This is a genomic window from Paenibacillus sp. Root444D2, from assembly GCF_001426375.1.
Lineage (GTDB): Bacteria > Bacillota > Bacilli > Paenibacillales > NBRC-103111 > Paenibacillus_E.
In genome coordinates, this window is record NZ_LMEO01000021.1 from 43,280 (window position 1) to 68,772 (window position 25,493).

Below are 25,493 nucleotides of genomic sequence, written 5' to 3' on the forward strand. Positions count from 1 at the left end.
ATGATACATTTTGTTTCAAAGACATAAGAGGCGGCACACATAAATAATCTCTATAAAAAATTGATCCATGAATGGAGGTATGAAATGATGTTGAAGAAAAAGACGAGTGCGCTGCTGATTACTTTATTAATTTTTATGCAAAGTATTTACGGGATTGGCTTTATTACTAAGGCCAGTGCGAACACGATTTCAAACAATATTCTTGACAGCGTGACGATGGCTGTATATGACAGCGCAGGTCAAGTCGTGACCGGCAATGTTTACGAGCCAAACTCCACAATACAGCTTGACTATACGTGGTCTCTGCCTAACGGTCATGGGTACAAAGGTGGTGATACGTATACATTCACACTGCCGCAGCAATTTTTACTATTCAACGATATTCCTGGTGTTTTGGTCATGGGGCAGGACCAGATAGGAACTTTCCATGTTGATCAAGCTAGTCATCAAGTGGTGATCACTTTTAACAACTACATCGAAAGCCATGACAATGTACATGGCACGCTCACGTTCAGAACACATTTAGATACAAGTAAACTTACTGAAAGCACGACGGTAACGATTACCATTCCGATTCAATCTGGCGAACAGATTTTCACCCTTCATCTTAGACCTTCGGTCACTTCCACAATCGAAAAAAGAGGCGTACCCACTGGTTTTAACCCGAAAGATATTCATTGGACCGTGGATGTGAATAAGACGCTGGATTCTGTTCAGAACGCAGTGATGACGGATCCTATTCCTCCAGGTCTATCTGTTCCAGTTACTGTAGCAGTCTATGATCTAGGGGTTCACTTAGATGGAACTGTCGTACAAGGAGCATTAGTGGATGCCAGCAAGTATACAGTAACTAGAACAGGAGCAGATCTTTCTATTCGATTCGCGGAATCTCCTATTCACACGGCTTACCGCATTCAATATACGACGCCAATAACCGATTTTGACAAAGCAACCTTTGTGAATACGGCAACCTTCGGGGGAAGTAATAAAAACCCAGCTCAGACCTCTGCGACAGTCCATGTAACGCGTGGCAGCTCTTTGGATAAAATTGCGGAAAGCTATAGTCCCATTACGCAGATTATTAATTGGGGAATCAAATATAATTATAATGAAAGGACTATTGCCCAATCAGCAGCATTCCTAAAAGATTTATTCAATGATACACAAGAAATAGTTGCAGGATCCCTTCATATCTATCCAGTAACGTTCAATCCAAGTGGCAATGAGACACTGGGAAGTGAATTGCCGAGTGGGGAGTACACCATTACAACGGAAGCAGCTGCTGGCAAGAAAGGATTTAAACTGCAATTTAATCATAATATTTCATCGGCATATAAAATTAATTATCAGACCAAGGCAAGTAGTCCAGTTTTGAAAAATATGATCATAACGAATAGCGTTACGTCCGGCAGCGGAGAAAGTGATTCAGCATCTCGGCCTGTTGAACAGGGGGCTGTTTACAAGTATCCTGGAACCGCAGATTACAACGCCAAAACCGTAGCTTGGAATATTATCATCAATAGAGACAGTCAAGTAATGAAAAATATGGTTGTGACCGATACTTTTTCAAATAAAGGACTGCGTTTTATACCCAGTTCAATAGTCATTAAAAAAGGAAATGTGGTCTTGCCGTCGACGGATTATATCCTCAATAGTGTCGAAGATGAAGGGTTCACAGTGAAATTCAAGAATACGATCTCAGAACCTCTTTCGATTACTTACACAACATATTTTAATATAGATTTGATTAGCCCACCGTGGAATGCAAATTTTATTAATTCAGCTAAGGTGGATTGGGTCGATAGCGCTAATGCAGGAAAGTCGCAAACGGCAATAGCAACATTTATCCCAAGAGATGAAGTGAAGAACAATGGGTTTAAATACGGTGCTTACAACGCTGTTACTAAAGAACTCACATGGACAGTGGGAGTCAACTATAACGGAAAAACTATTACAAATGCTAGTGTTCAAGATACGTTAGAGTCCAATCAAAAGTTTACCAACGATTCGTTAAAAGTATATAAGATGAACATCCCGCCAAATGGTATCCCTTTAGCCCCAACTCCAGCAGATGAAATAGACCTTTCGAAATATAAATACACAGTGGATAGCCAAAACAAGCTAGTTATTCTTTTTCAACAAGCCATTTCAGAACCTTATTACATCGTTTTTAAAACGAGTCTGCAAGGTCAACTGATTAACAGCACGGTTACTAATACGGCTAGAGCATTCAACGGAACTGAGCCAGTTACAAACAATCTCAGCGCGACCCTGCCCATTCCTAAAGGTGGAGAATATGTGACTAAAAGCGGAGGGCAAAGCGGAGATAAAATAAACTGGACAGTCCAAATTAATTATGGTCAATCTACGTTGAACGATGCAAAAATCATCGATATACCGTCAATAAATCAACAATTATTGCCAAATTCATTCCATTTATTTGCAACAACCGTGACTAGTAACGGGAATGTCATGAAGGGATCAGAATTAACGAAGGACGTGGTCTACACACTAGTTATTAAAACGGATACTCAAGGTAAACAAACCTTTGAGCTGAGTTTTGTCAATCCGATAACAACTGCGTACATTTTGGAATATCAATCGTTAATTAGGGCCAGCGATCACGAAACGGTTACCAATAGAATTACACTTAGCGGCACGAACGTGACCACTATTATGAAAGAAACGACCAAGGAAATCGTAGTAGGTGTTTCGGACGGATCTGGCACCGGTAGCGGTGTTCGAGGGTCATTGACGGTTAACAAAATTGACTCTGCAAATAACACCTTAATGCTCAGCGGCGCAATCTTTGAACTGTATCGCAAATCAGGTGATAAGAAGACTTTAATCAACACGTTAACAACAGATGAAACAGGTTCGGTTGTCTTTAATAATCTGCTTGCAGGTGATTATGTAGTGAGTGAAATAACAGCTCCTCTGGGGTACGTATTAAATAGAGAGGATAATCCGATAACCCTTCATCCAGGAGATGAACTTCATATCAATGTGATCAACACGAAGACAACTGAAACACCACCGCCAACGACACCAACACCACCGCCAACGACACCAACACCACCGCCAACGACACCAACACCACCGCCACCAACGTCAACACCAAGTGCAACGCCACCACCACCAACGTCAACACCAAGTGCAACGCCACCACCACCAACGTCAACACCAAGCCCGACACCAAGTGCACCGCCAACGCCGGCTATAACACCAACACCCAGCGTAACGCCACCACCGCCAACGGTTCCTACACCTTCGACGAATCCGGACATACCGATTGATACTGATAATGATATACCCTTAGGGGGAATCCCTCCTATTACTAAACCAGAGACCCTCCCAACGACAGGAGAATCTAGCCATCTATACGTGGAAATTGCAGGTATCACTCTAATCCTTCTAGGTCTTATCCTAAGAAGGAGATTCACTAAATAAAACTTCAATATTGAGACAGTCTGCCATTACCATGGGGCGGGCTGTCTTTTTATTTCGCTTAGTTTACTCGTGATTAGACTCTCTCTTAAATGGAAAAACTAGGAGGAGAACTACTAGAGAGCTAATCTTTTCTTAAGCCAGGGAGGCAGATATCATGATGAAGCAAATTCTTTTAATTACAGATGGATGTTCCAATGTAGGGGTAAGTCCGGTAATAGCAGCAGCACAAGCACATACCGAAGGCGTTACTGTGAATGTCATCGGCGTGATTGACCATGGTGAGCTAGGGGTGCTAGGCACCGAGGAGATTCAAGAGATTGCTGCGGCAGGCGGCGGGATGAGTCGAATCGTGAATTCAGGCCAACTTTCCCAGACGGTTCAGATGATGACGCGCAAAACGGTAACCACAACGATTCAGCATGCAGTAGGCAAGGAGTTACAAAGTATTCTAGGCTTTAATCAATTAGAGCAGTTACCTCCAGATAAGCGCGCGGAAGTGGTTCAAGTGATCGATACCATGAGTGAAACTACTTCACTCCGCGTAGCTCTTTTAATAGATGCCAGTGCTAGTATGAAGCCTAAACATGCAGCTGTGCGTGAAGCGATTCATGATCTGTTGCTTAGTCTTAGAGCCCGCAGCGGCAAGAGTGAGCTGGCTGTTTTCCACTTTCCTTCGACCAAAACGAGAGATCAGGAACTAGAAATGGATCTCAGTTGGACGAATCAACTTGCAAATTTAGACAAGATGTTCTATAAAATAAACATGAAGGGTACAACTCCGACAGGTCCAGCGTTGCTGCAAACTTTACAGTTTATTACGGAGAAGCCTATCTTACCAAAGACCGAGGATGGGATGCTGAGTGACTACGTGGTATGATGACGCCTTCCGTCCAGGGGCAGAAATCCAAGGGAAATGGAACGGCCGGACGTATTTGGTCGAACGTTTATTAGGTGCTGGTTCCAACGGTGTAGTGGCTCTCGTACGAAGAGGAACAGCTAGATTTGCGCTTAAGGCAGGTCATGAGACGGTTGATCACCAATCGGAGATTAATTCGTTGCTTGCTATTTCGCTGACAGAAACCTCGTTCAAGAATTTTTTAATAGATGCCGATGATATGTCAATAAAGGGGAAAGAAGTTTCCTTCTATGTCATGCGATATATTGAGGGAATGACGATTTCTAATTTTATACATAAACGTGGTCAGGATTGGATTTATGTGATTGGTTCTAACCTGCTTCGAAAGTTAACGGAAGTTCATAAGAGCGGCTACGTTTTTGGTGATCTGAAGGTCGAGAATATGATCGTTTCTAATTATGGCGATGTGGATCTCATTGATTTTGGGGGTGTGACTCCTAAAGGCAGAGCAATTAAACAGCTAACTGAAGTGTATGACCGCGGCTTTTGGAATATGGGGGAGCGGGTTGCGGAAGAAAGCTATGATTTATTTTCATTTGCCATTTTACTATTAAAATCGCTCGATCAACGCAAACGCTTCACTGGTTTAGCCAAGACGCTTCCTCAAAACCGAGATCTAGATCAACTCACAGCCATTATGCATGAAAATTCAGTTGCCGCCCATATCGCGCCATTTCTTCATAAAGCCTTGAATAGTGAGTTTAGTTCTTCGCAAGAAGCCTATCAGTACTGGAGAACGTTGGTCTCTGGTAAGAAGATTACGCAGTCAACACTCCAAATGCCATGGCTGAAAATATGCTTCGCCGCTTCCATTTTTATTTTTGGGGCAACACTCTATATGTACTGGTAGCATGATGGGAAGTGCAGGAATAGAAAGGAATACCCGATGGAAATCGATCTTGTTGCCAAGGTAGAACAACGTATTATCGAAGAAAAACTCGTCGAACCAGGAGATGTGGTGGTCGTTGCGGTTTCAGGAGGGCCTGATTCCGTGGGGCTGCTTCATGTCCTTTTTGCCCTTGCTGAGCGTTATAGCTGGAAACTCGTTGTTGCGCATGTGAATCATCAATTCCGCGGTGCGGAATCGGATGCGGAAGCCACTTTCGTAGGGAAGCTTGCAGATGACTTAGGGCTTCCATGCGAAATCGGCGTCATTGATGTGCCAGCATTTATAGAGGAAACATCACTCAATGGGCAAGCCGCGGCACGTGAGAAGCGCTACGAATTTCTACATCAGATCGCAGCGAAATACGGCGCTATACGTATAGCCTTCGCTCATCATGCGGATGATCAAGCCGAAACCGTCTTGATGCGGATTCTGAGAGGGACAGGCCCTTCAGGCCTGGTTGGCATGCCGGAACGCAGGCGCGAAAAAAAAGTGGAACTGATTCGTCCGTTTTTACGTATATACAAAGCAGATATTGTGAATTATTGCGCTCAGCATGAAATGACGTATTGTAAGGATAGCAGCAATGAGCTGCGGAAGTATTTTCGCAATCAGATTCGGCTTGATGTGATGCCGATGCTGAAGCAGTATAATGAACAACTTCCAGAGTCACTGAATCGATTAACAGACTTGATGCGAGCTGAGGATGATTATTTGGCCAAAGAAGCCGAGCAGGTTTTTCACCGAATAACAACTTTCAAGCAAGCTTGCTGCCGCATCGAAAGACGTGATTTCACTGAGCTGCACGTTGCTTTACAAAGGCGTTTGATTAAATTAATATTAAACTGTCTTTGTTTGGAAAGAGATCGGTTGGATTTTACACGAATTGAAAGTATGCGTGAGTTGATTTTACAGGATCAGGTTTCTAATCAAGTCCTTCAGGTGGATGAACAGGTTTATATTGTGAGAGAATATGAATCTATTCAATTTCAGACCTTCGCTCCTTCTCCGAAGCCTTATGCTTATGAGGTTGGAGTAGATACAAGCGAGCTGAGCCTGCCGGAAGTGGAAGCCAAACTGATCTGCTCATGGGTGCCGACTAATTCGAAGGAGACAGCTGCTAATTTCTCATCTGCAACGGACGTGTTTTTGGATCTGGATCAACTTAACTTGCCGCTAGTTGTAAGGAGCCGCAGGTCAGGAGATCGGTTTGAGCCGCATGGTTTAAACGGATCCAAAAAAGTAAAGGATATGTTCATTGATGCCAAAATGCCGCTAAGCCGGCGTGATGTCATTCCACTGCTGGTCGATGCTTCCGGGCAAATTCTTTGGATTGCTGGCTTTCGTAGGTCCAAGCACGCTCTGGTTGGACCAGATACAGTACGTGTACTTCATATGAAGCTAGTGCTGAAGTAATATGCGTAAATTTCGTTCTTCTAGAATGTAAATTTATAAGGATTCATAATATAAAACTAGGGGGTTCATCCTTGTACAGCGACATTCAAGAAGTTCTTTACAGTGAAGAACAGATTCAAGGCAAGATCAAAGAATTAGGGGAGAAACTCTCCATTGATTACGAAGGTAAGAACCCATTGGTTATCTGTGTGCTTAAGGGAGCTTTCATTTTCATGGCTGATCTTGTGAAGCAAATCAGAGTACCATTGGAACTCGATTTCATGGCTGTATCCAGCTATGGTCAATCCACGAAATCTTCTGGTGTTGTCAAGATTATTAAAGATCTTGATGTTCCCGTAGAAGGACGTCATATTCTTATCGTGGAGGACATTATCGATAGCGGTTTAACGCTGAGTTATCTGATAGATGTGCTAGAGCGACGCAATGCTAAGACGATTTCGGTCGTTGCGCTGTTTAATAAACCGGCACGCAGAACTGTGGATCTCGAACCTGAATATGCAGGTTATGTGCTTCCAGATGAGTTCGTAGTCGGATATGGTCTGGATTATGCAGAGAAGTATCGCAACCTTCCATTTATCGGCATATTGAAACCAGAGATCTACAGTAGCTAATGTCACTTCCCGCAGACTCATCAGCGCTGTTATGTTGTAGTGCTTTACCGGGATGTGGTAAAATAATAAACGTGTGCCGTTTGAGAGGAGGCTCGGGATGAATCGAATTATCCGGAATACCGGCTTTTATTTACTTATATTTTTGGTTACTGTAGGTATCGTCCATTTCATTAGTACCCAAAACGAGCAAAAGGAGTTAATTACTTACGATAAATTCCGCCAAGCGGTGGTTAACAAAAATGTGGAATCCGTGACCTTGAAGTTTGATGGATACACATATTTGATTAAAGGTAAGTACATTAACCCACCAAGTGGTGCTGATAAGAAGAGCTTCGAGACCCATGCTCCGTTCGAGCCTATGGTCGTTCAGCTGATCGAAGCGAATGGCGTTCCATCGGAAACGTACGAGACTATGGAACGGGATAGCGTTTGGATTAGCTTCCTAACTTCCATCATCCCATTCGTCATTATCTTCATCTTGTTTTTCTTCCTGTTAAATCAGGCTCAAGGTGGCGGCGGCAAAGTGATGAACTTCGGCAAAAGCCGTGCCCGCTTATATAATGAGGAGAAAAAACGCGTCACATTTGAAGACGTGGCAGGTGCAGACGAAGAGAAGCAAGAATTGATCGAAGTTGTGGAATTCCTCAAAGATCCACGGAAATTCGCAGCAGTCGGTGCTAGAATTCCCAAAGGGGTTCTGCTCAATGGTCCTCCGGGAACCGGTAAAACCCTTCTTGCGCGAGCTGTCGCTGGTGAAGCAGGCGTACCATTCTTCAGTATTTCAGGTTCTGACTTCGTTGAGATGTTCGTCGGTGTCGGTGCTTCCCGTGTTCGTGACTTGTTCGAGAACGCGAAGAAAAACTCACCTTGTATCATTTTTATCGATGAGATTGATGCTGTAGGTCGTCAACGTGGCGCTGGTTTAGGCGGCGGACATGACGAGCGTGAACAAACGCTCAATCAATTGTTAGTAGAAATGGACGGCTTTGGCGCGAACGAAGGTATCATTATCGTTGCAGCGACTAACCGCCCAGATATCCTTGACCCAGCCTTGTTGCGTCCAGGTCGTTTCGACCGTCAAATCACGGTAGATCGTCCAGACATCAAAGGCCGCGAAGCTGTACTGAAAGTACATGCCCGCAACAAACCACTTGCCAAAGACGTGAAGCTTGACGCCCTGTCTCGTTACACAACTGGATTCACAGGTGCTGATCTCGAGAATCTATTGAACGAAGCAGCTTTAATTGCTGCCCGTCGTAACCGTAAAGATATTTCGATGGCTGAAGTCGAAGAAGCCTTTGACCGTATTATTGTAGGTACGCAGAAGAAAAGCCGGATTATCAGCGAAGCTGAGAAACGCATTGTTGCTTATCATGAAGCCGGACACGCGATCATTGGTTATTACGCCGAGAATGCTGATATGGTGCACAAAGTTACGATCGTTCCGCGCGGACGCGCTGGCGGTTATGTCATGATGCTGCCCAAAGAAGGCGAAGATCGCATGATGCAGACGAAGAATGAATTGCTGGATAAAGTAACAGGACTCCTAGGAGGCCGTGTTTCCGAAGAACTATTTATCGGAGAAATAGGCACTGGGGCTTATAGTGACTTCCAGAAAGCAACCGGTATTGTTCGTCGCATGATTATGGAATATGGTATGAGCGATAAGCTTGGACCAATGCAGTTCGGCAGCTCGCAAGGCCAAGTGTTCTTAGGCCGCGATATCGGGCATGAGCAAAACTACAGTGATGCGATTGCTTATGAGATTGATCAAGAGATGCAAAACTTTATTCGCACTTGTTATGATCGTGCTCGTGCGATGCTTACGGAGCATGCGGATCAGATTCATCTCGTAGCCAAAACACTGCTTGAGAAAGAAACACTCGATAAAGACGAAATCATCGAGCTTCTAGAGAAAGGCAAATTGAATGCAAGCGCGGATGACGAAGAGGTCAAAGTGAACATTCAAGGGCAAAGCCAATCTAGCGAAAGCAATAAATTGGAGTTAAACAAAGATAAAGATTCCAATTCGGATCATTCCGAAGAGTAACAAGCATTAGCAACTCGTAAATCCGGTGTACACGTCAGGTGTACCCGGATTTTCTGGTTTTTTCGGCATATTTGCGCATTGACAGGGGATGTGAGAATGTGTAAATTAGTTGTAAATCTCTAATTTTATTACGATTAGAACATACTATTGTTAATCCTATTTTTAGATAGACAAGAAGTACATTTTACGTCCCAGACAGGGGAGGAAGCACCATGGAAGCTCTAGCATTAGAACGCAAAGCGGAGCAGAACCGCGAACTCAAGGAACGGTTGCTGCAGCTAAAGAAAGAACGGAATGCTATTATTCTTGCTCATTATTATCAACGTGACGAAGTTCAAGAGGTTGCCGATTTCCGGGGGGATTCCTTTCTGCTTGCGCAGAAGGCAGCGCAAACCGATGCTGATGTGATTGTTTTCTGTGGCGTACATTTCATGGGGGAAAGTGCTAAGATTCTTGCTCCTAACAAAACAGTCATTATTCCTGACGAGCGTGCAGGCTGCCCGATGGCGGATATGGTGAATGTAGAGGGTCTACGCGCTTTGAAACGCCAGCATCCTAATGCTAAAGTTGTTGCTTACATTAATACATCTGCTGATGTGAAATCAGAAACAGATATTTGCTGTACTTCGGCAAATGCCATCAATGTTATTAATTCCGTCGATTCAGATGAGATCATCTGGGTGCCGGATAAAAATTTGGGCGACTATGTATCAAAATTCACAAGCAAAAAAGTGATCATCTGGGAAGGCTATTGCAATACGCATGATATGCTAACTGTTAAAGATGTGGAAGAAATGAGAGCCCAATACCCGAATGCTCAGTTTGTTGTTCATCCAGAATGTCGTCCAGAAGTTGTTAAACTGGGAGATTTCGTAGGTAGTACGACAGCGATTATCAAATATTGCAAAGAGTCTGATTGCAAAGAGTTTATCGTTGGAACGGAAGATGGAACGGGCTATCAGCTTCGTCTGGACAGTCCTGATAAACAGTTCCATTTTGCAACCAAATACTTGGTATGCCCGAATATGAAAGTAAACAATTTGAAGAAAATTGTGAAATGTCTTGAAACGATGCAACCAGAGATTTATGTGCCAGAAGATGTAGCCAATAAAGCAAGATTGTCCTTAGAGCGCATGTTACAAGTAAAGTAGCATGCGCTACTCTCTTGTTTAATAGGCAGGGTACCCTCGCGAAGCATTCCTATATTCGAGTAATCCATCGGATCCCGTTTGCTTTGCGAGTAATTAATGGTGAAGAACAGGTGAAACGGCATGATTCCTAGATACCTCGTAGATGTAGATTTAGATTCCATTCCTCATGTACATACAGATGTTATTGTGATTGGCGCGGGCATTGCAGGTTTATTCACTGCTCTTCGCGCTAGTGAAAATAAGAAAGTGCTGATGATTACGAAGAAATCGCTCCTCGACAGTAACACGCGCTATGCGCAAGGCGGAATTGCTGCTGTTATATCGGACGAGGATTCGCCGGAATATCATATGCAGGATACCCTAATAGCAGGTGCTGGTTTATGTTCGCCTGAGGCTGTTGACGTTCTCGTTCATGAAGGCCCCAACGGCGTTCAGGATCTCATTCGGATGGGTACCCAGTTCGATCTCGAGAACGGGGAGTTTGCTTTGACCAAAGAGGGGGCGCATAGCCAACGCCGCATTTTGCATGCGCATGGCGACGCCACAGGCGCTGAAATTGTACGAGCTCTTTCGGAACGCACGAAGCAAGATCCGAACATTGAGATCTGGGACGATCACTTCGTGATCGACCTGATCACCCAGGATGGCGAATGCTACGGCGCTCTTGTGCAGAAACCAAGCGGTCAGCGCGTATTTGTGCGTGGAAATGCTACGATCCTTTGCTCCGGTGGTGCGGGACAGCTGTTCCGCTACACAACGAATCCTGACATCGCCACAGGCGATGGAATAGCGATTGCTCACCGCGCCGGTGCGCAAATTCAAGACGTGGAATTCATTCAATTCCACCCTACGGCGCTTTGCTACCCTGGTGCTCCGCGCTTCCTGATCTCGGAAGCGGTTCGCGGCGAGGGGGCTTATCTGCGTAACATTAAGGGGGAACGCTTCATGGAGCGTTACCACCCCCAGCTTGAGCTAGCGCCTAGGGATGTCGTGGCCCGTGCCATCGTCGACGAGATGGAGAATTGCAAATCGACCTTCGTCTATATCGATATTACGCACGAATCCGAAGAGTTAATTAAACATCGATTCCCGACGATATATGAATATTGCCTCAATTACGGCCTAGATATGAGCACCGACTGGATTCCGGTTGCTCCCGCAGCTCATTATATGATGGGCGGTGTCAAGACAGATCTACACGGAGAAACGATCGTCCGCCGTCTTTTCGCTTGCGGGGAAGTGTCCTCTACAGGTGTACATGGCGCTAATCGATTAGCCAGTAACTCCTTATCTGAAGCTATTGTGTTCGGTAGAAGAATCATCGAACGGATACAGGAGCTCGCGCCTTTGGAAGGTAACATTCAAATACGCGCTGAATCCAAAGCGTCAAGAACGGAAATTCCGAATCAAGCCGTTGTCGAGAAAAAGCTTAAGCTGCAAAAGGTTATGCTGCGTTACGCGGGACTGAAACGTTCAGCCAAAGGCTTGCAAAAAGGGTATGACGAATTGGCAAGACAACTCTCTATCTTCGGTTCTTTGATGACGAAACGTGAAGATTATGAGTTTGCAAATTTACTTAACTGTGCGCTTCTAACGACAACAGCGGCTCTAGCGCGGGAGGAAAGTCGTGGCGGTCATTACCGGGAAGATTTCCCTGAACGGGATGATCAAGCATGGAAGAAGCATATTGTTTTTAAGCGCGGGGAAGATAGCATTGAGGAGTGGATTTAATATGCTGGATTTAAATATGGAACTCATTCGTAAACATATTCGGCTTTGGCTGGAAGAGGATATTGGAACCGGCGATGTCACAACTCTGACAACGATCCCTTTGGAACATGCGTCCAAAGGGATTATCCACGTCAAAGAAGACGGAATAGTCTGTGGACTCCGAATCGCCCAGGAAGTTTTTGCTGTGGTCGATGCTTCTCTTCGTTTTGAAACTAAAGTAGTTGAAGGATCGTCTGTTTATAAAGGGACCATACTAGCTGAAGTGGAAGGCAATACGCGCAGTATTCTGCTAGGTGAAAGATTAAGCCTTAATTTGATGCAGCGATTATCTGGAATTGCAACCAAGACGCGTGAGTTTGTCGATGCTTTAGAAGGTGTGCCGACTAGGCTTGTCGATACACGGAAGACGACTCCGGGACACAGACTGCTTGAGAAGTATGCTGTACGCGTTGGTGGAGGTCATAATCACCGATTTGGACTCTACGATGCTGTAATGATTAAAGATAATCATATTAAAGGTTCAGGCGGCATTACACAAGCTATACAAGCGGCTCGACAACAGATCCCCCACACGATGAAGATTGAGGTGGAGGTCGAGAATTTTGACCAGTTGCACGAAGCATTAGCGGCTGGTGCGGATATCATCATGCTCGATAATATGATTCCTGCGAAGATGAAAGAAGCAGTTTCCATAATTAAAAGTAAAGCACCGCATATTGTAGTAGAGGGCTCAGGTTCTGTGACACCTCAGACTATTAAAGCGATGGCGGAAACGGGCGTTGATGTGATTTCTGTTGGGCGCTTAACGTATTCGGTTGCAGCGCTGGATATCTCATTAGATCTGAATGAGCAGAAGGAGACGGCACTATGATTCTCGTTATCGATGTTGGGAATACGAACATTGTGCTCGGTCTTTATCAAGAGCGAACGCTCCTTCATCACTGGCGGGTTAGTACGAACCGTTCAGCGACAGTCGATGAGTATGGGATGCAGCTGCATAGCCTGTTTCAACACTCGGGCATCTCATTTACGCAGGTGGAAGGTGTCATTGTCTCCTCCGTTGTTCCTCCGCTTATGAATGTAATGGAAAACCTTTGCTTACACTATTTGAAAAGGACGCCATTCATCGTTGGTCCTGGCATTAAGACAGGCTTGAACGTGCGTGTAGACAATCCCAAAGAGGTCGGTGCTGATCGCATTGTAAATGCTGTCGCGGCTCTTGAGTTGTACGGGGCGCCTTGTATCATTGTTGATTTCGGGACGGCTACCACATACGACTACATCGATCCTTCCCAGCAGCTTGTTGGCTGCGCGATTGCACCAGGAATCGGGATATCAACGGAAGCCTTATATCAGAAGGCGGCGAAGCTGCCGCGCATCGAGCTGGTTAAACCGAAGAGCGTCGTCGGTCGTAATACCGTAGCGGCGATGCAGGCAGGGATTATTTTCGGCTATGTAGGCCAAGTTGATGGGATTGTCGAACGTGTTATTCAAGAATTTAATGTCAATCCAACAGTAATTGCTACGGGTGGTCTTGCGGAGTTGATTTCCAGTGAGTCTCGTACCATTCAGATCGTCAATCCACTGCTTACTTTGCAAGGTCTACAAATGATTTATGAGAAAAATGCATAAGCTGTTTAAGGAAAGGATTTAACATGGGCGATTATTTGATTCGAGGAACGGCGCTGGGCGGAAAAGTTCGTGCTTTCGCTGTAGAAACGACTGTCCTCACAGAAGAACTTAGCCGAAGACACCAAACCACACCAACAGCCACGGCAGCATTAGGAAGAACGGCAGCTGCGGGACTTCTCATTGCAGCCATGCTCAAGGGTGAAGAGCATCTGATTGTTCAAGTTAAAGGCGATGGACCCATCGGTCAAATTGTGGTCGATGCTAATGCGAAGGGCGAGGCACGCGGTTATGTCGATAATCCGTTAGTCGATCCTCCCCTTAAGGAGAATGGCAAGCTAGATGTTGCTGCTGCAGTGGGAACGGATGGATTTTTGTACATAACGAAAGATTTAGGTATGAAAGAGCCCTATAAAGGCAGCGTTCCTCTCATTTCAGGAGAATTGGCTGAAGATTTCACGTATTATTTTGCCATGTCTGAACAAACGCCTTCAGCTGTTGCGCTAGGGGTATTGGTTAATACGGATCACTCCATTCTGGCTTCAGGCGGATTCGTTATTCAATTGCTCCCAGGATTAACAAATGATGAAATTGGGGACATTGAAGGAATGCTCGCTCGCATTCCATCCTTCACAAACATGCTCGGCGGGGGTTTGAATTTAGAAGAAATTCTTCAAACTGTACTACCATCTTTCCAGAAGCTTGATCAGATGGATGTCATGTTCCGCTGTAAATGCAGTCGTGAAAGAGTTGAAACAACGCTTATTTCCTTAGGGAAGATAGAGCTGCAAGAAATTCTTGAAGATGAAGGGTTTGCTGAGGTCGTTTGCCATTTCTGCAATGAAGCGTATCGGTTTAATGAAGATGATTTGAAACGAATGATTGAACTATAGAGCAAGCAGCATTATAGATGTAAAGAGGGAGTCAGGATGCAAACGTGAAGCGATTGTGGGGAGTCATTATCGTGATGGCTGTAGGTAATCTCGTGCTCGCATCCTTGCTGGTCACCCATACCATTAACCAATCAGAACCAAGTCAACCACCAGAACCTGAGAAGCAGGGTGAGCAGAAGAATGATCGGGTAGTCGCCAAAGTTGGAAATCGTGATATGACCATTCTGGAGCTTCAAACAGCTCTTGAACGTCATTATGGGGCAGAACTGCTGGGTCAAATGTTGGATCGTGAAGTGATACGTCTGGAAGGCAACGAGACAGGGACTACGATTGGAAGCGCGGAGATTAACCGTGAGTTGAAACGGATGCAGCAAGGTTATGAGAGTGAGCAACAATTTTATGCATCCATGCAAAATCAGTTAGGTTTGTCAGAGCAAGAAATCAAGGAAGATGTAACCAATAAACTGTTACTCGAGAAGCTCGCAACCAAACATATTCAGATAACGGATGCTCAGGTAGAAGACTATATGAAGACGCACGCCGATGAATTCAAGCAAGATACCGAATATAATATTCTTCAGATTATCGTGTCCACCAAGGATCAAGCGAATAAAGTCATTGCAGAGCTGGCGAAAGGAGAGAATTTTGCGACCCTTGCCAGAGATCGTTCCCTGGACGATGCAACCAATAACTCCGGCGGTGATTTGGGTTGGATTGAAGGAGACGATCCTTTTGTTGCTGCTCCTGTTCTTGAGGCGGCGAAACTACTGAAGGTTGGAGAAGTGAGTAAGCCTGTCCCTCTGCCACAAGGATTTGCGATTGTGAAGCTGAAGAATCGGCGAGAGAAAGTAAATCCAGATCTTGCTTTCGTTCGAGAAAATGTGCGGAGAGAGCTAGCGCTTCGAGAAGCACCACCTCTCAAGGATTATGTGCAGCAGCTTCGAGGAAAATGGAAGGTTAGCATTCTTGACCCTCTATTGCGTTGACATTCTGTGAAAATATGGTTGACAACCAGTAAGTGCATTGATAAGATAAATGTATTAATACCGACTAATTAACTCGGAAATCATCGATTATTTAACCTGGAGGGGAAATAGCATGGCAAGATTAGTGCAAAGCATTACGGATTTGATTGGCGATACACCGCTTGTTCGTTTGAACCGCGTTGTTCCAGAAGGAAGCGCAGAGATTTATGTGAAACTCGAGTACCAAAATCCAGGTGCCAGCGTAAAAGACCGTATTGCCATCTCCATGATCGAAGTGGCTGAGCAAGAAGGTATATTGAAGCCGGGCGATACGATTGTTGAGCCAACTAGCGGTAACACAGGAATCGGAATAGCTTTAGTCGCAGCTGCAAAAGGATACAAGGCGATTCTGGTTATGCCAGAAACGATGTCTTTGGAAAGACGTAACCTGCTTCGCGCTTACGGGGCTCAGCTAGTTCTGACGCCAGGAGCAGAAGGAATGAAGGGCGCTATCAAACGTGCTGAGGAACTTCAAGCAGAGAATCCTTCCTACTTCATCCCGCAACAATTCAAAAACCTAGCAAACGTGAAAGTTCACCGTGAAACAACAGGTCCAGAAATCGTTGAAGCGATTAATGCTCACGATGGCAAATTGGACGCTTTCATTGCGGGTATTGGTACGGGCGGAACAATTACAGGCGCAGGTGGCGTACTGAAAGAAAACTTCCCGAACATCAAGATTTATGCCATTGAACCTGCTGCATCTCCGGTACTTTCCGGCGGTAAGCCAGGTCCTCATAAAATTCAAGGTATCGGCGCAGGCTTTGTTCCAGACATTCTGAACACAAGCATCTATGACGAAATTATTGCCGTAGAAAACGAAGATGCTTTCGAAACTTCACGCCGTGTAGCCAAAGAAGAAGGTATACTTGGTGGTATCTCCTCCGGTGCAGCGATTTTTGCAGCGCTTAAAGTTGCTAAAGAACTTGGCGCAGGCAAACGTGTAGTTGCTGTGATTCCAAGTAACGGTGAGCGTTACCTTTCTACGCCATTGTATCAATTCGAAGAGCAATAAGATTACTTGCTACGAACGAGCCTCCAGCTGCTGCAGCTGGGGGCTTTTTTTCTGTGTAAGGTTGGAGTATACTAATGGACAACTAATCATCGGATGTCACAGGAAGGGGGGGGCAAGTATGATCCTAACAACAGTAGAGCAGTGGCGTAATTGGTCCTCCACGTATACGATGCTGCCTTATGTCATTAAACTGGGACTTGCCGACGACCGGATCGCTTCTTGGCAAGAAGCGTGGAAAGAAGCTGCGCCGGATTCCTTTGTCCTGGAAAGCGGCAAAGGGGGGCGTTACACTTGCTTCGGTTTACAGCCGTTTTCTACGATTCATGGAAACGGTTTGGATGCGGAAATGACCATGATCAACCCAGTTGATAAGGGCAAGCCTCATGTTTCACGATTGCAAGGCAAACCGCTCGATATTGTGAAGCAATGGATGTCAGCCTATCACAGCCCTAAAGTTGAAGGCGCCCCTAAATTTCTTGGCGGCTGTGTAGGTTATTGGAGCTATGACGTGATCCGCACCATTGAGAAACTCCAGGAGCAAGCGGCAAATGACCTACCGATTCCGGATTATAGCTTCGCTATGTATGATCAAGTTTGGACCTTGGATCATATCGATAAGAGCCTGTACATTGCGGTGCATATGCCGCTTGAGCAGAGCCGAACAGCCGATGACACTTATCTCCGGCAGCTTTATGCACAAGCGCACGCTAAGGCTGAGGCGATGCTCGCTCGCTGGCATGCAATCCGCTCCAGCAGCTGGTCAGGCTCGCAGCTGAGCAGTGCAAACCAACCGGCGATCGCGCGCGAGCAGCTGCACATCGACGTCGAGAGCATCGCAGGCATTCAGCCTGCCTTCGGCAAAGCCGATTACATCGCGGCGGTGCAGCGCATCCAAGCCTACATCTCCCAAGGTGACGTGTTCCAAGTCAACTTGTCCGTTAGACAGAGCCGGCAGCTGCGCACGACGCCGGAGGAGATCTACGAGGCGCTGCGCATCGTCAATCCCTCGCCTTACATGGGCTTGCTGCGCTTCGCAGGCTTCGCCCTCGTCTCTGGCTCGCCGGAGCTGCTCGTACAGCTCGAGGACGGCGTCCTGCGGACGCGTCCTATCGCTGGCACGCGCCCGCGCGGCAAGGACGAGCAGGATGACCTGCGCCTAGCCGGCGAGCTCATCGACAACGACAAAGAGCGCGCCGAGCATGTCATGCTGGTCGATCTCGAGCGCAACGATCTTGGCCGCATCTCAAAGTACGGATCCGTCCACGTCAAAGACTTCATGGTCATCGAATACTACTCCCATGTGATGCATATCGTCTCGGAAGTCGTCGGCGAGCTCGCAGAGGGGAAGGACGCCTATGACGTCATTGCGGCGACCTTCCCTGGAGGCACGATCACAGGTGCTCCGAAGATTCGCACCATGGAAATTATTGAAGAATTAGAACCGGTTCGCCGCGGACCCTATACGGGATCTATGGGGTGGATTGACTATAATGGAAATATGGAATTTAATATTATTATACGCACGCTGGTAGCTGTTCAAGGGATGGGCCACATTCAAGCAGGGGCTGGTATCGTTATTGATTCCATACCCGAACGTGAGTACATTGAATCCTTGAATAAAGCCAAAGCGATGTGGAAAGCGATAGAATATAGCGAGCGGAGCATGAGCCGAGCTTAAGCCCTAGCAGGGCTGACGAAAGGGGAGCTTAGAATGATTTTAGTGATTGATAATTATGATTCGTTTACGTACAACCTCGTCCAATATTTGGGGGAGATCGGTGAAGAAGTCGTCGTTCGTCGTAATGACGAAGTTGATTTAGCTGGCGTTGAGGCTTTAGCGCCCGATCATATTCTAATATCTCCAGGTCCTTGCACGCCGAATGAAGCTGGAATTAGCTTATCACTTATCGACCATTTCAAGGGTAAAATCCCCATCTTCGGCGTCTGTCTAGGTCATCAATCGATTGGTCAAGCTTTTGGCGGCGACGTCATTCGCGCAGAGCGCTTAATGCATGGCAAAACCTCAGAGATTTTCCATGATGGTAAAACCTTATTCGAAGGGCTGCCATCCCCTTTTATAGCGACTCGCTACCATTCCCTAATTGTGAAAACCGAGACGCTGCCTGATTGCTTGGAAGTTAGTGCACGTACAGCAGAAGGTGAAATTATGGCATTACGCCATAAGGAATATCCGATTGAAGGTGTTCAATTCCACCCAGAATCGATTATTACTCAGCACGGTCATCAGATTCTGCGGAATTTTCTTCGCCGCACGGCCAAAGCGGGAGTTTAATTTATGATTCTTAGCGTCAATGGGATTCTAACAAATGATAAGGAAGCTGTGGTCTCGGTTTACGATCACGGCTTTCTTTACGGCCTCGGCCTTTTTGAGACATTTCGCACCTATAAGAAAGAACCGTTCCTGCTGCCCGAGCATCTTCGGCGTCTAACAGAGGGCTGCCGTGAGCTTGGGATTGGCTATGAGCCGGACCTTGGACACATTCAGCGTCTGATTGATGAGCTGCTTAAAGCCAATCACCTAGAGGATGCGTATATCCGCTACTCCGTTTCGGCCGGAGTTGATATTCTTGGGCTGCCATCGGGCGTCTATCAAAACCCAACAGAGATCATATACATCAAGCCGCTTCCACCAAGGGACGAGCAGATCTATACACAGGGCAAAGCGCTGCAGCTGCTGAAGCTGCCTCGTAATACGCCGGAAGGTCTATACCGCTTCAAGTCCTTTCACTATATGAACAATATTTTGGCCAAAAGAGAGTTGCTGCAGTATGATTGGGCAGCTGGCGCAGAAGGCCTGATGCTGACCGAAGAAGGCTACGTAGCTGAAGGCATCGTGAGCAACATCTTTTTCATAAAGGATAGAATCTGCTATACGCCATCTCTGGATACAGGCATCTTACCTGGAATCACAAGAGCCTATGTGTTGCAACTGGCACAGCAGCAGCAGATTCCAACACAGGGTGGCCTATATCGATGGGAAGATCTCATGGAAGCCGATGAGGTGTTTATCGTTAATTCCATACAAGAGATCGTACCTATTACGACACTGTTCACACCCAGTGGACAATCTCACATCGTTGGAGAGGGCGTCGTAGGTCCGATAACTCGCCAATTTAGCGAGCTTTATAACTAACATCTGATAGCAACAGGAAGTGAACAGTAATGAAAGTGTTATCCTGCAGAGGACATGAGCTGCCCATTGGTGATCGAACGATCATTATGGGCATATTAAACGTAACCCCGGACTCCTTCTCGGACGGTGGGAATTACGTAAGGGTAGAGGATGCGGTGCGCAGAGCTCGCCAAATGGTAGCTGAAGGCGCCGACATTATTGATATCGGGGGCGAATCGACCCGACCTGGTTTTGCCAAGGTTACAAAAGACGAAGAACTGCAACGGGTTATTCCTGTCATTGAGGCAATAAGTAAGGAAGTAAACATTCCTATTTCTATAGATACTTACAAAGCGGAGGTCGCGAAGCAAGCATTAGAAGCGGGGGCGCATATCATCAACGATGTATGGGGCGGCCAAGCCGACGTTCAAATGGCAGAGGTAGCGGCCAGCTACGATTGTGCGTTTATCATCACGCATAATCGTGTGAACCCCACTTATTCTGATTTTCTCCATGACGTTACAACCGACTTACAGCTCTATGCGAATCAAGCCAGAGAAGTTGGCGTTCGGGAAGAGCGTATTATTTTAGACCCAGGCATCGGATTTGCTAAGACCTATGAACAGAACTTGTTCCTAATGAACCATCTGCGTATGATTGTCGATCTCGGATATCCGGTCCTTTTAGGCACATCTCGCAAGAGTGTCATCGGCTTAACACTTAATCTGCCTCCTGAGGAACGTCTGGAAGGAACGGCATCGACCGTGGTGCTTGGAATTGCCCAAGGCTGTGGGATGATCAGAGTACACGATGTTCAAGCGATGAAACGTTTAGCGGTTATGACAGATGCCATTATTCGTTCGCAGTTAACCTAAACTTGGAGGTTCTTACATTGGATAAAATAACACTCTCCCGCATGCAATTCTTTGGTAATCATGGTGTTTTTCCGGAAGAGAATAAGCTCGGTCAACGCTTTTATGTAGATGTAGAGTTTATGCTTCCGCTGGACAAACCCGGCAAGTCGGATCATTTGGATGATACGGTTAATTACGGGGAAGTATTTTTCAAAGTCAAAGAGGTTGTGGAAGGCCGCACTTATAAATTAATTGAAGCTTTAGCAGAAAATATTGCATCCGAGCTGCTGCATACTTATACTAGTATCAATGAAGTGACGGTTCGCGTCATTAAGCCGCATCCGCCCTTTGCCGTATTTTTTGACGGGGTAACTGTAGAGATTAACCGAAAGCGGGCAAATGAATGACAGCCGAAGAACGAGAACAAGGCACGATAGCTTATGTCGCATTGGGATCCAATATAGATGATCGTGAACACTATTTGCAGGAGGCGATTACAGCGCTGAATCAGGAGTCGGGCATAACGGTGACTGGATTGTCCAGCATCTACGAAACCGAGCCGGTTGGCTATGTAGATCAATCTGCTTTTCTTAATATGGTTATTCAAATCATCACCGTTTTACCTGCAGAAGAGTTGTTGTTCACTATGCTTGCCATCGAGAAAAGACTGGGTCGAACGCGCGATTTGCGCTGGGGCCCGAGAACGATCGATTTGGATTTACTCCTTTACGGCGATCATCAGCTTACAACCCCCGACTTGATCATTCCGCATCCGCGGATGCATGAGCGGGCTTTTGTATTAGTTCCTCTCACTGAGGTTCTCTACAAGCGACAAGATGCTGCATTTGAATTCATCTCCGCGCATTTGGAGAAACTGGAAGGAAAGGAAGGCGTCATCCTATGGAAAAAAGCTCAGTAGCTCAGCGTATACGCGCTTTTCGTAAGTTAAAAGGGTACACTCAGAACGAATTAGCTGATTTACTCGGTGTGTCGATTGCCATCTTAGGTGCTATTGAAAGAGGTACTCGAAAACCGGATACCAAAATAATAAATAAAATCTCGCAAGTTCTAAATATTGAACCGGATGAGTTAGTCGCAACGGTTGCGAGATGAGAGGAGTGGAATCTTCGGTGCTGAAAATAGGAAATGTCGAAGCTCCCAATAAAGTCGTGCTTGCCCCAATGGCGGGCGTTTGTAACCCTGCGTTCCGACTCATAGCCAAAGAATTTGGTACAGGTTTAGTCTGTGCAGAAATGGTTAGTGATAAAGCCATTGTTCACGGGAATTCCCGCTCGATGGAAATGCTTTATGTTGATGATCGAGAAAAACCGTTAAGTCTGCAAATCTTTGGTGGCGATACCGAAACGCTAGTGCAAGCGGCTAGAATCGTTGACCAACAGACGAATGCAGACATTATTGATATAAATATGGGTTGTCCAGTACCGAAAATCACAAAGTGTGATGCGGGTGCAAGATGGCTGCTCCAACCTGAGAAAATCGAAGAAATGATCGCGACCGTTGTTGCGGCAGTAAGCAAACCGGTAACTGTGAAGATGCGTATCGGCTGGGATTCAGAGCACATTTATGCGATAGAAAATGCTAAAGCTGTCGAAAGAGGCGGCGGCAGCGCTGTAAGCGTCCACGGCCGTACGCGGGAGCAGCTGTATACAGGTAAAGCAGATTGGGACATCATTCGTGATGTTAAGCAAGCTCTGTCGATTCCCGTTATCGGGAACGGTGATGTTGTGACACCAGAGGATGCTAAACGCATGTTAGACCATACGGGTGTAGATGGCGTGATGATTGGGCGCGGCGCCTTAGGCAACCCTTGGATGCTTTACCGTACCGTGCAATACCTTGCTAATGGTGAATTGCCGCCTGAGCCGACAGCGGAAGAGAAGATCCGTATCGCGATCTTACACATGGACCGTCTTGTTGCTCTTAAGGGTGAGCATGTTGCTGTGAAAGAGATGCGCAAACATATGGCGTGGTACCTCAAGGGCATGACAGGGGCGGCTCGTGTGAAGGATGCGCTTATGGAGATGTTGAAGCGTGATGAAATGGTGCGAGCTTTGAATGATTATGTCGAGCATCTATATGCGCATTCCTCATCACCTACGAATGAAGAATCAGCTGTACTTCAATAAAAAATGCAGCTATGGTTGAGATTGACATTTTGAAACCGTTGCAATATAATCAGTCAATATTAATGTGTTCCTGCATATATTGAAAGACAAACGAGCAACTAACTTATTTAAGAAACGTGAATTCATACTACTTGAATCAGCTCTTTTAAGACCCAACTCCTAGCAGGAAGCATCGATTCAACGATATGAAAATCTTTCACATGACGGGAGATCAGTTGGAAATGGCTGAAAAAGAGGTCATTCTTACACCAGAAGGTTTAAGAAAGCTCGAAGATGAGCTTGAGCATCTGAAATCAGTGAAGCGCCGGGAAGTGGCTGAGAGAATCAAGGTTGCCATCGGATATGGCGATATCAGTGAGAACTCAGAGTACGAAGACGCGAAGAACGAACAAGCTTTTATTGAAGGCAGAATCATTACTTTAGAAAAATTGCTGCGCAATGCGCGTATTATTAATAACGATGATGTCGATACCAACACCGTGAGTGTTGGCTCAATCGTAACGCTGAAGGATTTAGAATTCGGTGATTTGGTTGAATATAACATCGTAGGTACGGCGGAATCCGATCCGTTGATGAATAAGATTTCCAATGAAAGCCCTGTAGGTAGAGCTATTTTAGGTAAACAAAGGGGCGCGAACGTTGACGTCACCGTTCCTGCTGGCGTCATTCAGTATCAAATTATTGATATTAAAAAGTAGCGTGCAGCCGCATTCCTTTGGAAAGCTTCCTTTCGGAAGCTTTTTTCCGGTTTTAGCACCCTTTACTAATAAGTAGGAGATGAAAGCATGAGCCAGGAATTGGAATTGAACGAATTGCTCGTCATTCGCCGTAATAAATTGGACGAGCTTCGCGGTCTAGGAGTCGATCCGTTTGGTAGCAAATACGTAAGGACGCATTCAACCAAAGAAATTCTTAAAGCCTACCAAGATAAAACCAAAGAAGAGTTGGATGCTGAAAACCATGAGGTCAGTATCGCCGGACGTATTATGCAAAAAAGAGGTATGGGTAAGGCCAGCTTCGCACATCTTCAAGACATCACAGGCAAAATTCAAATCTATGTGCGTGAAGATGCACTAGATGCAAACAAATACCAAGCCTTTGATCTTTTGGATCTAGGCGATATGGTTGGGGTTCAGGGTGTTGTTTTCAAAACAAAAACCGGCGAAACTTCTATTAAAGTGAAATCGCTTGAGGTTTTGACCAAATCTTTGCTTCCGCTGCCGGATAAATTCCATGGCCTTAGTGATGTAGAGTTACGCTATCGTCAACGTTATGTTGATTTGATTATGAATCAAGATGTGCAGCAGACATTTATTCTTCGTTCCCGTATTATTCAGTCCATGCGTCGTTACTTGGATTCTTTGGGCTATTTAGAAGTGGAGACACCAACATTGCACTCCGTAGCTGGCGGAGCATCTGCACGTCCTTTTAACACACATCATAATGCTCTAGACATGCAGTTGCATATGCGTATTGCGATTGAGCTTCATCTAAAGCGTTTGATCGTTGGTGGATTAGAAAAAGTGTACGAAATTGGGCGTGTATACCGTAATGAAGGTATCTCTACGCGTCACAATCCGGAGTTTACGATGATTGAGCTTTATGAGGCTTACGCTGACTATAAAGACATCATGAAGCTCACGGAGGAGCTTATTGCACATATTGCGCAAGAGGTTCTTGGTAATACAACGGTTCCATATGGCGATCACGAGGTCAATCTAGCTGTTGGCTGGAGACGTGTATCCATGGTGGATGCCATCAAAGAAGTTAAGGGAGTAGACTTTAGCGTTCACATGTCGAACGAGGAAGCTCATCGCTTGGCCAAAGAGCATCATGTACAAGTTGAGCCTCATATGACATTCGGTCATATTGTGAATCAATTCTTCGAAACATTTGTTGAAGAGACCTTAATACAACCGACCTTTATTTACGGACATCCTTTAGAAATTTCGCCGCTTGCCAAAAAGAACCCCGAGGATCCGCGCTTCACAGATCGCTTCGAACTCTTTATCGTAGCTCGTGAGCATGCCAACGCATTTACGGAGCTTAATGATCCTATTGATCAAAGAGAGCGTTTTGAAGCTCAGCTTCGTGAGAAAGAGCAAGGCAATGACGAAGCACATGAGATGGATGAGGACTTCATTCGTGCGCTTGAGTATGGTATGCCTCCAACAGGTGGTTTAGGAATAGGAATAGACCGATTGGTTATGCTATTGACGAATGCACCGTCCATTCGTGATGTACTGTTGTTTCCGCTTATGCGTGAACGTCAAGGTGAATAATGGCTTACGTTTCGAGGCACCGATCGGTGTCTCGAAACTTTTTAAAATAGTACTTGCAATGTCCATGGCGTCTGTGGTATCTTATAAAAGTTGCCGCTGAGACAACGAAGAACTTAACAAAAACAACTTACAAAAATAAGTTGCAAAGTAATTCTCGGTATGGTATATTGGTCTTCCGGCTTTCGAAAGAGGGCAGGTTGAACAAGAGAAATTGATCTTTGAAAACTGAACAACGAGTGAGTAAGCACGAACGAGAAATCGTTCAAAAAAGAGATTGCAAAATCTCGCTAGCAACGCAAATGAG

23 protein-coding genes are annotated in these 25,493 nt (G+C 45.7%); all 23 read left to right on the plus strand.

The genetic code is table 11. The features are described 5' to 3' along the window. The first annotated feature begins 84 nt into the window (after positions 1 to 84). Positions 85 to 3,450 carry a collagen binding domain-containing protein gene (locus ASD40_RS13800; protein ID WP_235549255.1) on the plus strand — a complete coding sequence of 1,122 codons (3,366 nt, stop codon included), beginning with the start codon at positions 85 to 87 and terminating at the stop codon, positions 3,448 to 3,450. Between the two features lie 157 nt (positions 3,451 to 3,607). Beyond that, on the plus strand, positions 3,608 to 4,327 hold the full coding sequence (locus tag ASD40_RS13805; protein ID WP_057303853.1) for a vWA domain-containing protein: 720 nt from the start codon (positions 3,608 to 3,610) through the stop codon (positions 4,325 to 4,327). Then, the gene (locus tag ASD40_RS13810) at positions 4,311 to 5,216 is read left to right on the plus strand and encodes a protein kinase domain-containing protein (protein WP_057303835.1); all 906 of its coding nucleotides are present in this window, start codon (positions 4,311 to 4,313) and stop codon (positions 5,214 to 5,216) included. The genes ASD40_RS13805 and ASD40_RS13810 overlap by 17 nt, the downstream gene beginning before the upstream one ends. A gap of 36 nt (positions 5,217 to 5,252) precedes the next feature. After that, positions 5,253 to 6,668, plus strand: coding sequence for a tRNA lysidine(34) synthetase TilS (gene tilS / locus ASD40_RS13815; protein ID WP_057303836.1), 1,416 nt, complete (start codon positions 5,253 to 5,255; stop codon positions 6,666 to 6,668). 71 nt (positions 6,669 to 6,739) lie between these two features. Then, entirely contained in the window at positions 6,740 to 7,279 is a 540-nt protein-coding gene (gene hpt / locus ASD40_RS13820) for a hypoxanthine phosphoribosyltransferase (protein ID WP_029197788.1), read from the plus strand. A gap of 97 nt (positions 7,280 to 7,376) precedes the next feature. Continuing rightward, positions 7,377 to 9,329, plus strand: a complete 1,953-nt coding sequence (ftsH, locus tag ASD40_RS13825) for an ATP-dependent zinc metalloprotease FtsH (RefSeq protein WP_057303837.1) — start codon at positions 7,377 to 7,379, stop codon at positions 9,327 to 9,329. Positions 9,330 to 9,541: 212 nt separating this feature from the next. Next, positions 9,542 to 10,480, plus strand: a complete 939-nt coding sequence (gene nadA, locus ASD40_RS13830) for a quinolinate synthase NadA (RefSeq protein WP_057303838.1) — start codon at positions 9,542 to 9,544, stop codon at positions 10,478 to 10,480. A gap of 120 nt (positions 10,481 to 10,600) precedes the next feature. Next, positions 10,601 to 12,211: an L-aspartate oxidase gene (gene nadB, locus ASD40_RS13835; protein ID WP_057303839.1), complete on the plus strand. Its 1,611-nt coding sequence runs from the start codon at positions 10,601 to 10,603 to the stop codon at positions 12,209 to 12,211. A gap of 1 nt (position 12,212) precedes the next feature. Further along, entirely contained in the window at positions 12,213 to 13,082 is an 870-nt protein-coding gene (gene nadC, locus ASD40_RS13840) for a carboxylating nicotinate-nucleotide diphosphorylase (protein ID WP_057303840.1), read from the plus strand. Further along, positions 13,079 to 13,843: a type III pantothenate kinase gene (locus ASD40_RS13845; RefSeq protein WP_047682965.1), complete on the plus strand. Its 765-nt coding sequence runs from the start codon at positions 13,079 to 13,081 to the stop codon at positions 13,841 to 13,843. The genes nadC and ASD40_RS13845 overlap by 4 nt, the downstream gene beginning before the upstream one ends. A 23-nt stretch (positions 13,844 to 13,866) precedes the next feature. Next, on the plus strand, positions 13,867 to 14,733 hold the full coding sequence (gene hslO / locus ASD40_RS13850) for an Hsp33 family molecular chaperone HslO (protein ID WP_057303841.1): 867 nt from the start codon (positions 13,867 to 13,869) through the stop codon (positions 14,731 to 14,733). A gap of 44 nt (positions 14,734 to 14,777) precedes the next feature. Then, complete coding sequence (locus ASD40_RS13855) at positions 14,778 to 15,719, plus strand: peptidyl-prolyl cis-trans isomerase (RefSeq protein WP_156390001.1); 942 nt, start codon at positions 14,778 to 14,780, stop codon at positions 15,717 to 15,719. Positions 15,720 to 15,831: 112 nt separating this feature from the next. Further along, the gene (gene cysK, locus ASD40_RS13860) at positions 15,832 to 16,773 is read left to right on the plus strand and encodes a cysteine synthase A (RefSeq protein ID WP_057303843.1); all 942 of its coding nucleotides are present in this window, start codon (positions 15,832 to 15,834) and stop codon (positions 16,771 to 16,773) included. 118 nt (positions 16,774 to 16,891) lie between these two features. Further along, positions 16,892 to 18,451: an anthranilate synthase component I family protein gene (locus tag ASD40_RS13865; protein WP_057303844.1), complete on the plus strand. Its 1,560-nt coding sequence runs from the start codon at positions 16,892 to 16,894 to the stop codon at positions 18,449 to 18,451. 33 nt (positions 18,452 to 18,484) lie between these two features. After that, positions 18,485 to 19,066 (plus strand): aminodeoxychorismate/anthranilate synthase component II, encoded by a 582-nt coding sequence (gene pabA, locus ASD40_RS13870; protein WP_057303845.1) that lies wholly within the window; start codon positions 18,485 to 18,487, stop codon positions 19,064 to 19,066. Positions 19,067 to 19,069: 3 nt separating this feature from the next. Next, positions 19,070 to 19,927 carry an aminodeoxychorismate lyase gene (gene pabC, locus ASD40_RS13875; RefSeq protein WP_057303846.1) on the plus strand — a complete coding sequence of 286 codons (858 nt, stop codon included), beginning with the start codon at positions 19,070 to 19,072 and terminating at the stop codon, positions 19,925 to 19,927. Between the two features lie 29 nt (positions 19,928 to 19,956). Further along, on the plus strand, positions 19,957 to 20,781 hold the full coding sequence (gene folP, locus ASD40_RS13880) for a dihydropteroate synthase (RefSeq protein ID WP_057303847.1): 825 nt from the start codon (positions 19,957 to 19,959) through the stop codon (positions 20,779 to 20,781). A 17-nt stretch (positions 20,782 to 20,798) separates the two neighbouring features. Beyond that, entirely contained in the window at positions 20,799 to 21,167 is a 369-nt protein-coding gene (folB, locus tag ASD40_RS13885) for a dihydroneopterin aldolase (RefSeq protein ID WP_057303848.1), read from the plus strand. Beyond that, entirely contained in the window at positions 21,164 to 21,679 is a 516-nt protein-coding gene (gene folK, locus ASD40_RS13890) for a 2-amino-4-hydroxy-6-hydroxymethyldihydropteridine diphosphokinase (RefSeq protein WP_057303849.1), read from the plus strand. The genes folB and folK overlap by 4 nt, the downstream gene beginning before the upstream one ends. Beyond that, positions 21,661 to 21,873, plus strand: coding sequence for a helix-turn-helix domain-containing protein (locus tag ASD40_RS13895; protein ID WP_047682939.1), 213 nt, complete (start codon positions 21,661 to 21,663; stop codon positions 21,871 to 21,873). Before folK ends, ASD40_RS13895 begins: the two co-directional genes overlap by 19 nt. 17 nt (positions 21,874 to 21,890) lie before the next feature. Further along, the gene (gene dusB, locus ASD40_RS13900; RefSeq protein WP_057303850.1) at positions 21,891 to 22,907 is read left to right on the plus strand and encodes a tRNA dihydrouridine synthase DusB; all 1,017 of its coding nucleotides are present in this window, start codon (positions 21,891 to 21,893) and stop codon (positions 22,905 to 22,907) included. Positions 22,908 to 23,128: 221 nt separating this feature from the next. After that, a complete protein-coding gene (gene greA, locus ASD40_RS13905; protein ID WP_029197805.1) occupies positions 23,129 to 23,605 on the plus strand; it encodes a transcription elongation factor GreA in 477 nt (158 codons plus the stop codon). Positions 23,606 to 23,692: 87 nt separating this feature from the next. Further along, a complete protein-coding gene (gene lysS / locus ASD40_RS13910; protein ID WP_057303851.1) occupies positions 23,693 to 25,189 on the plus strand; it encodes a lysine--tRNA ligase in 1,497 nt (498 codons plus the stop codon). Positions 25,190 to 25,493 lie beyond the last annotated feature (304 nt).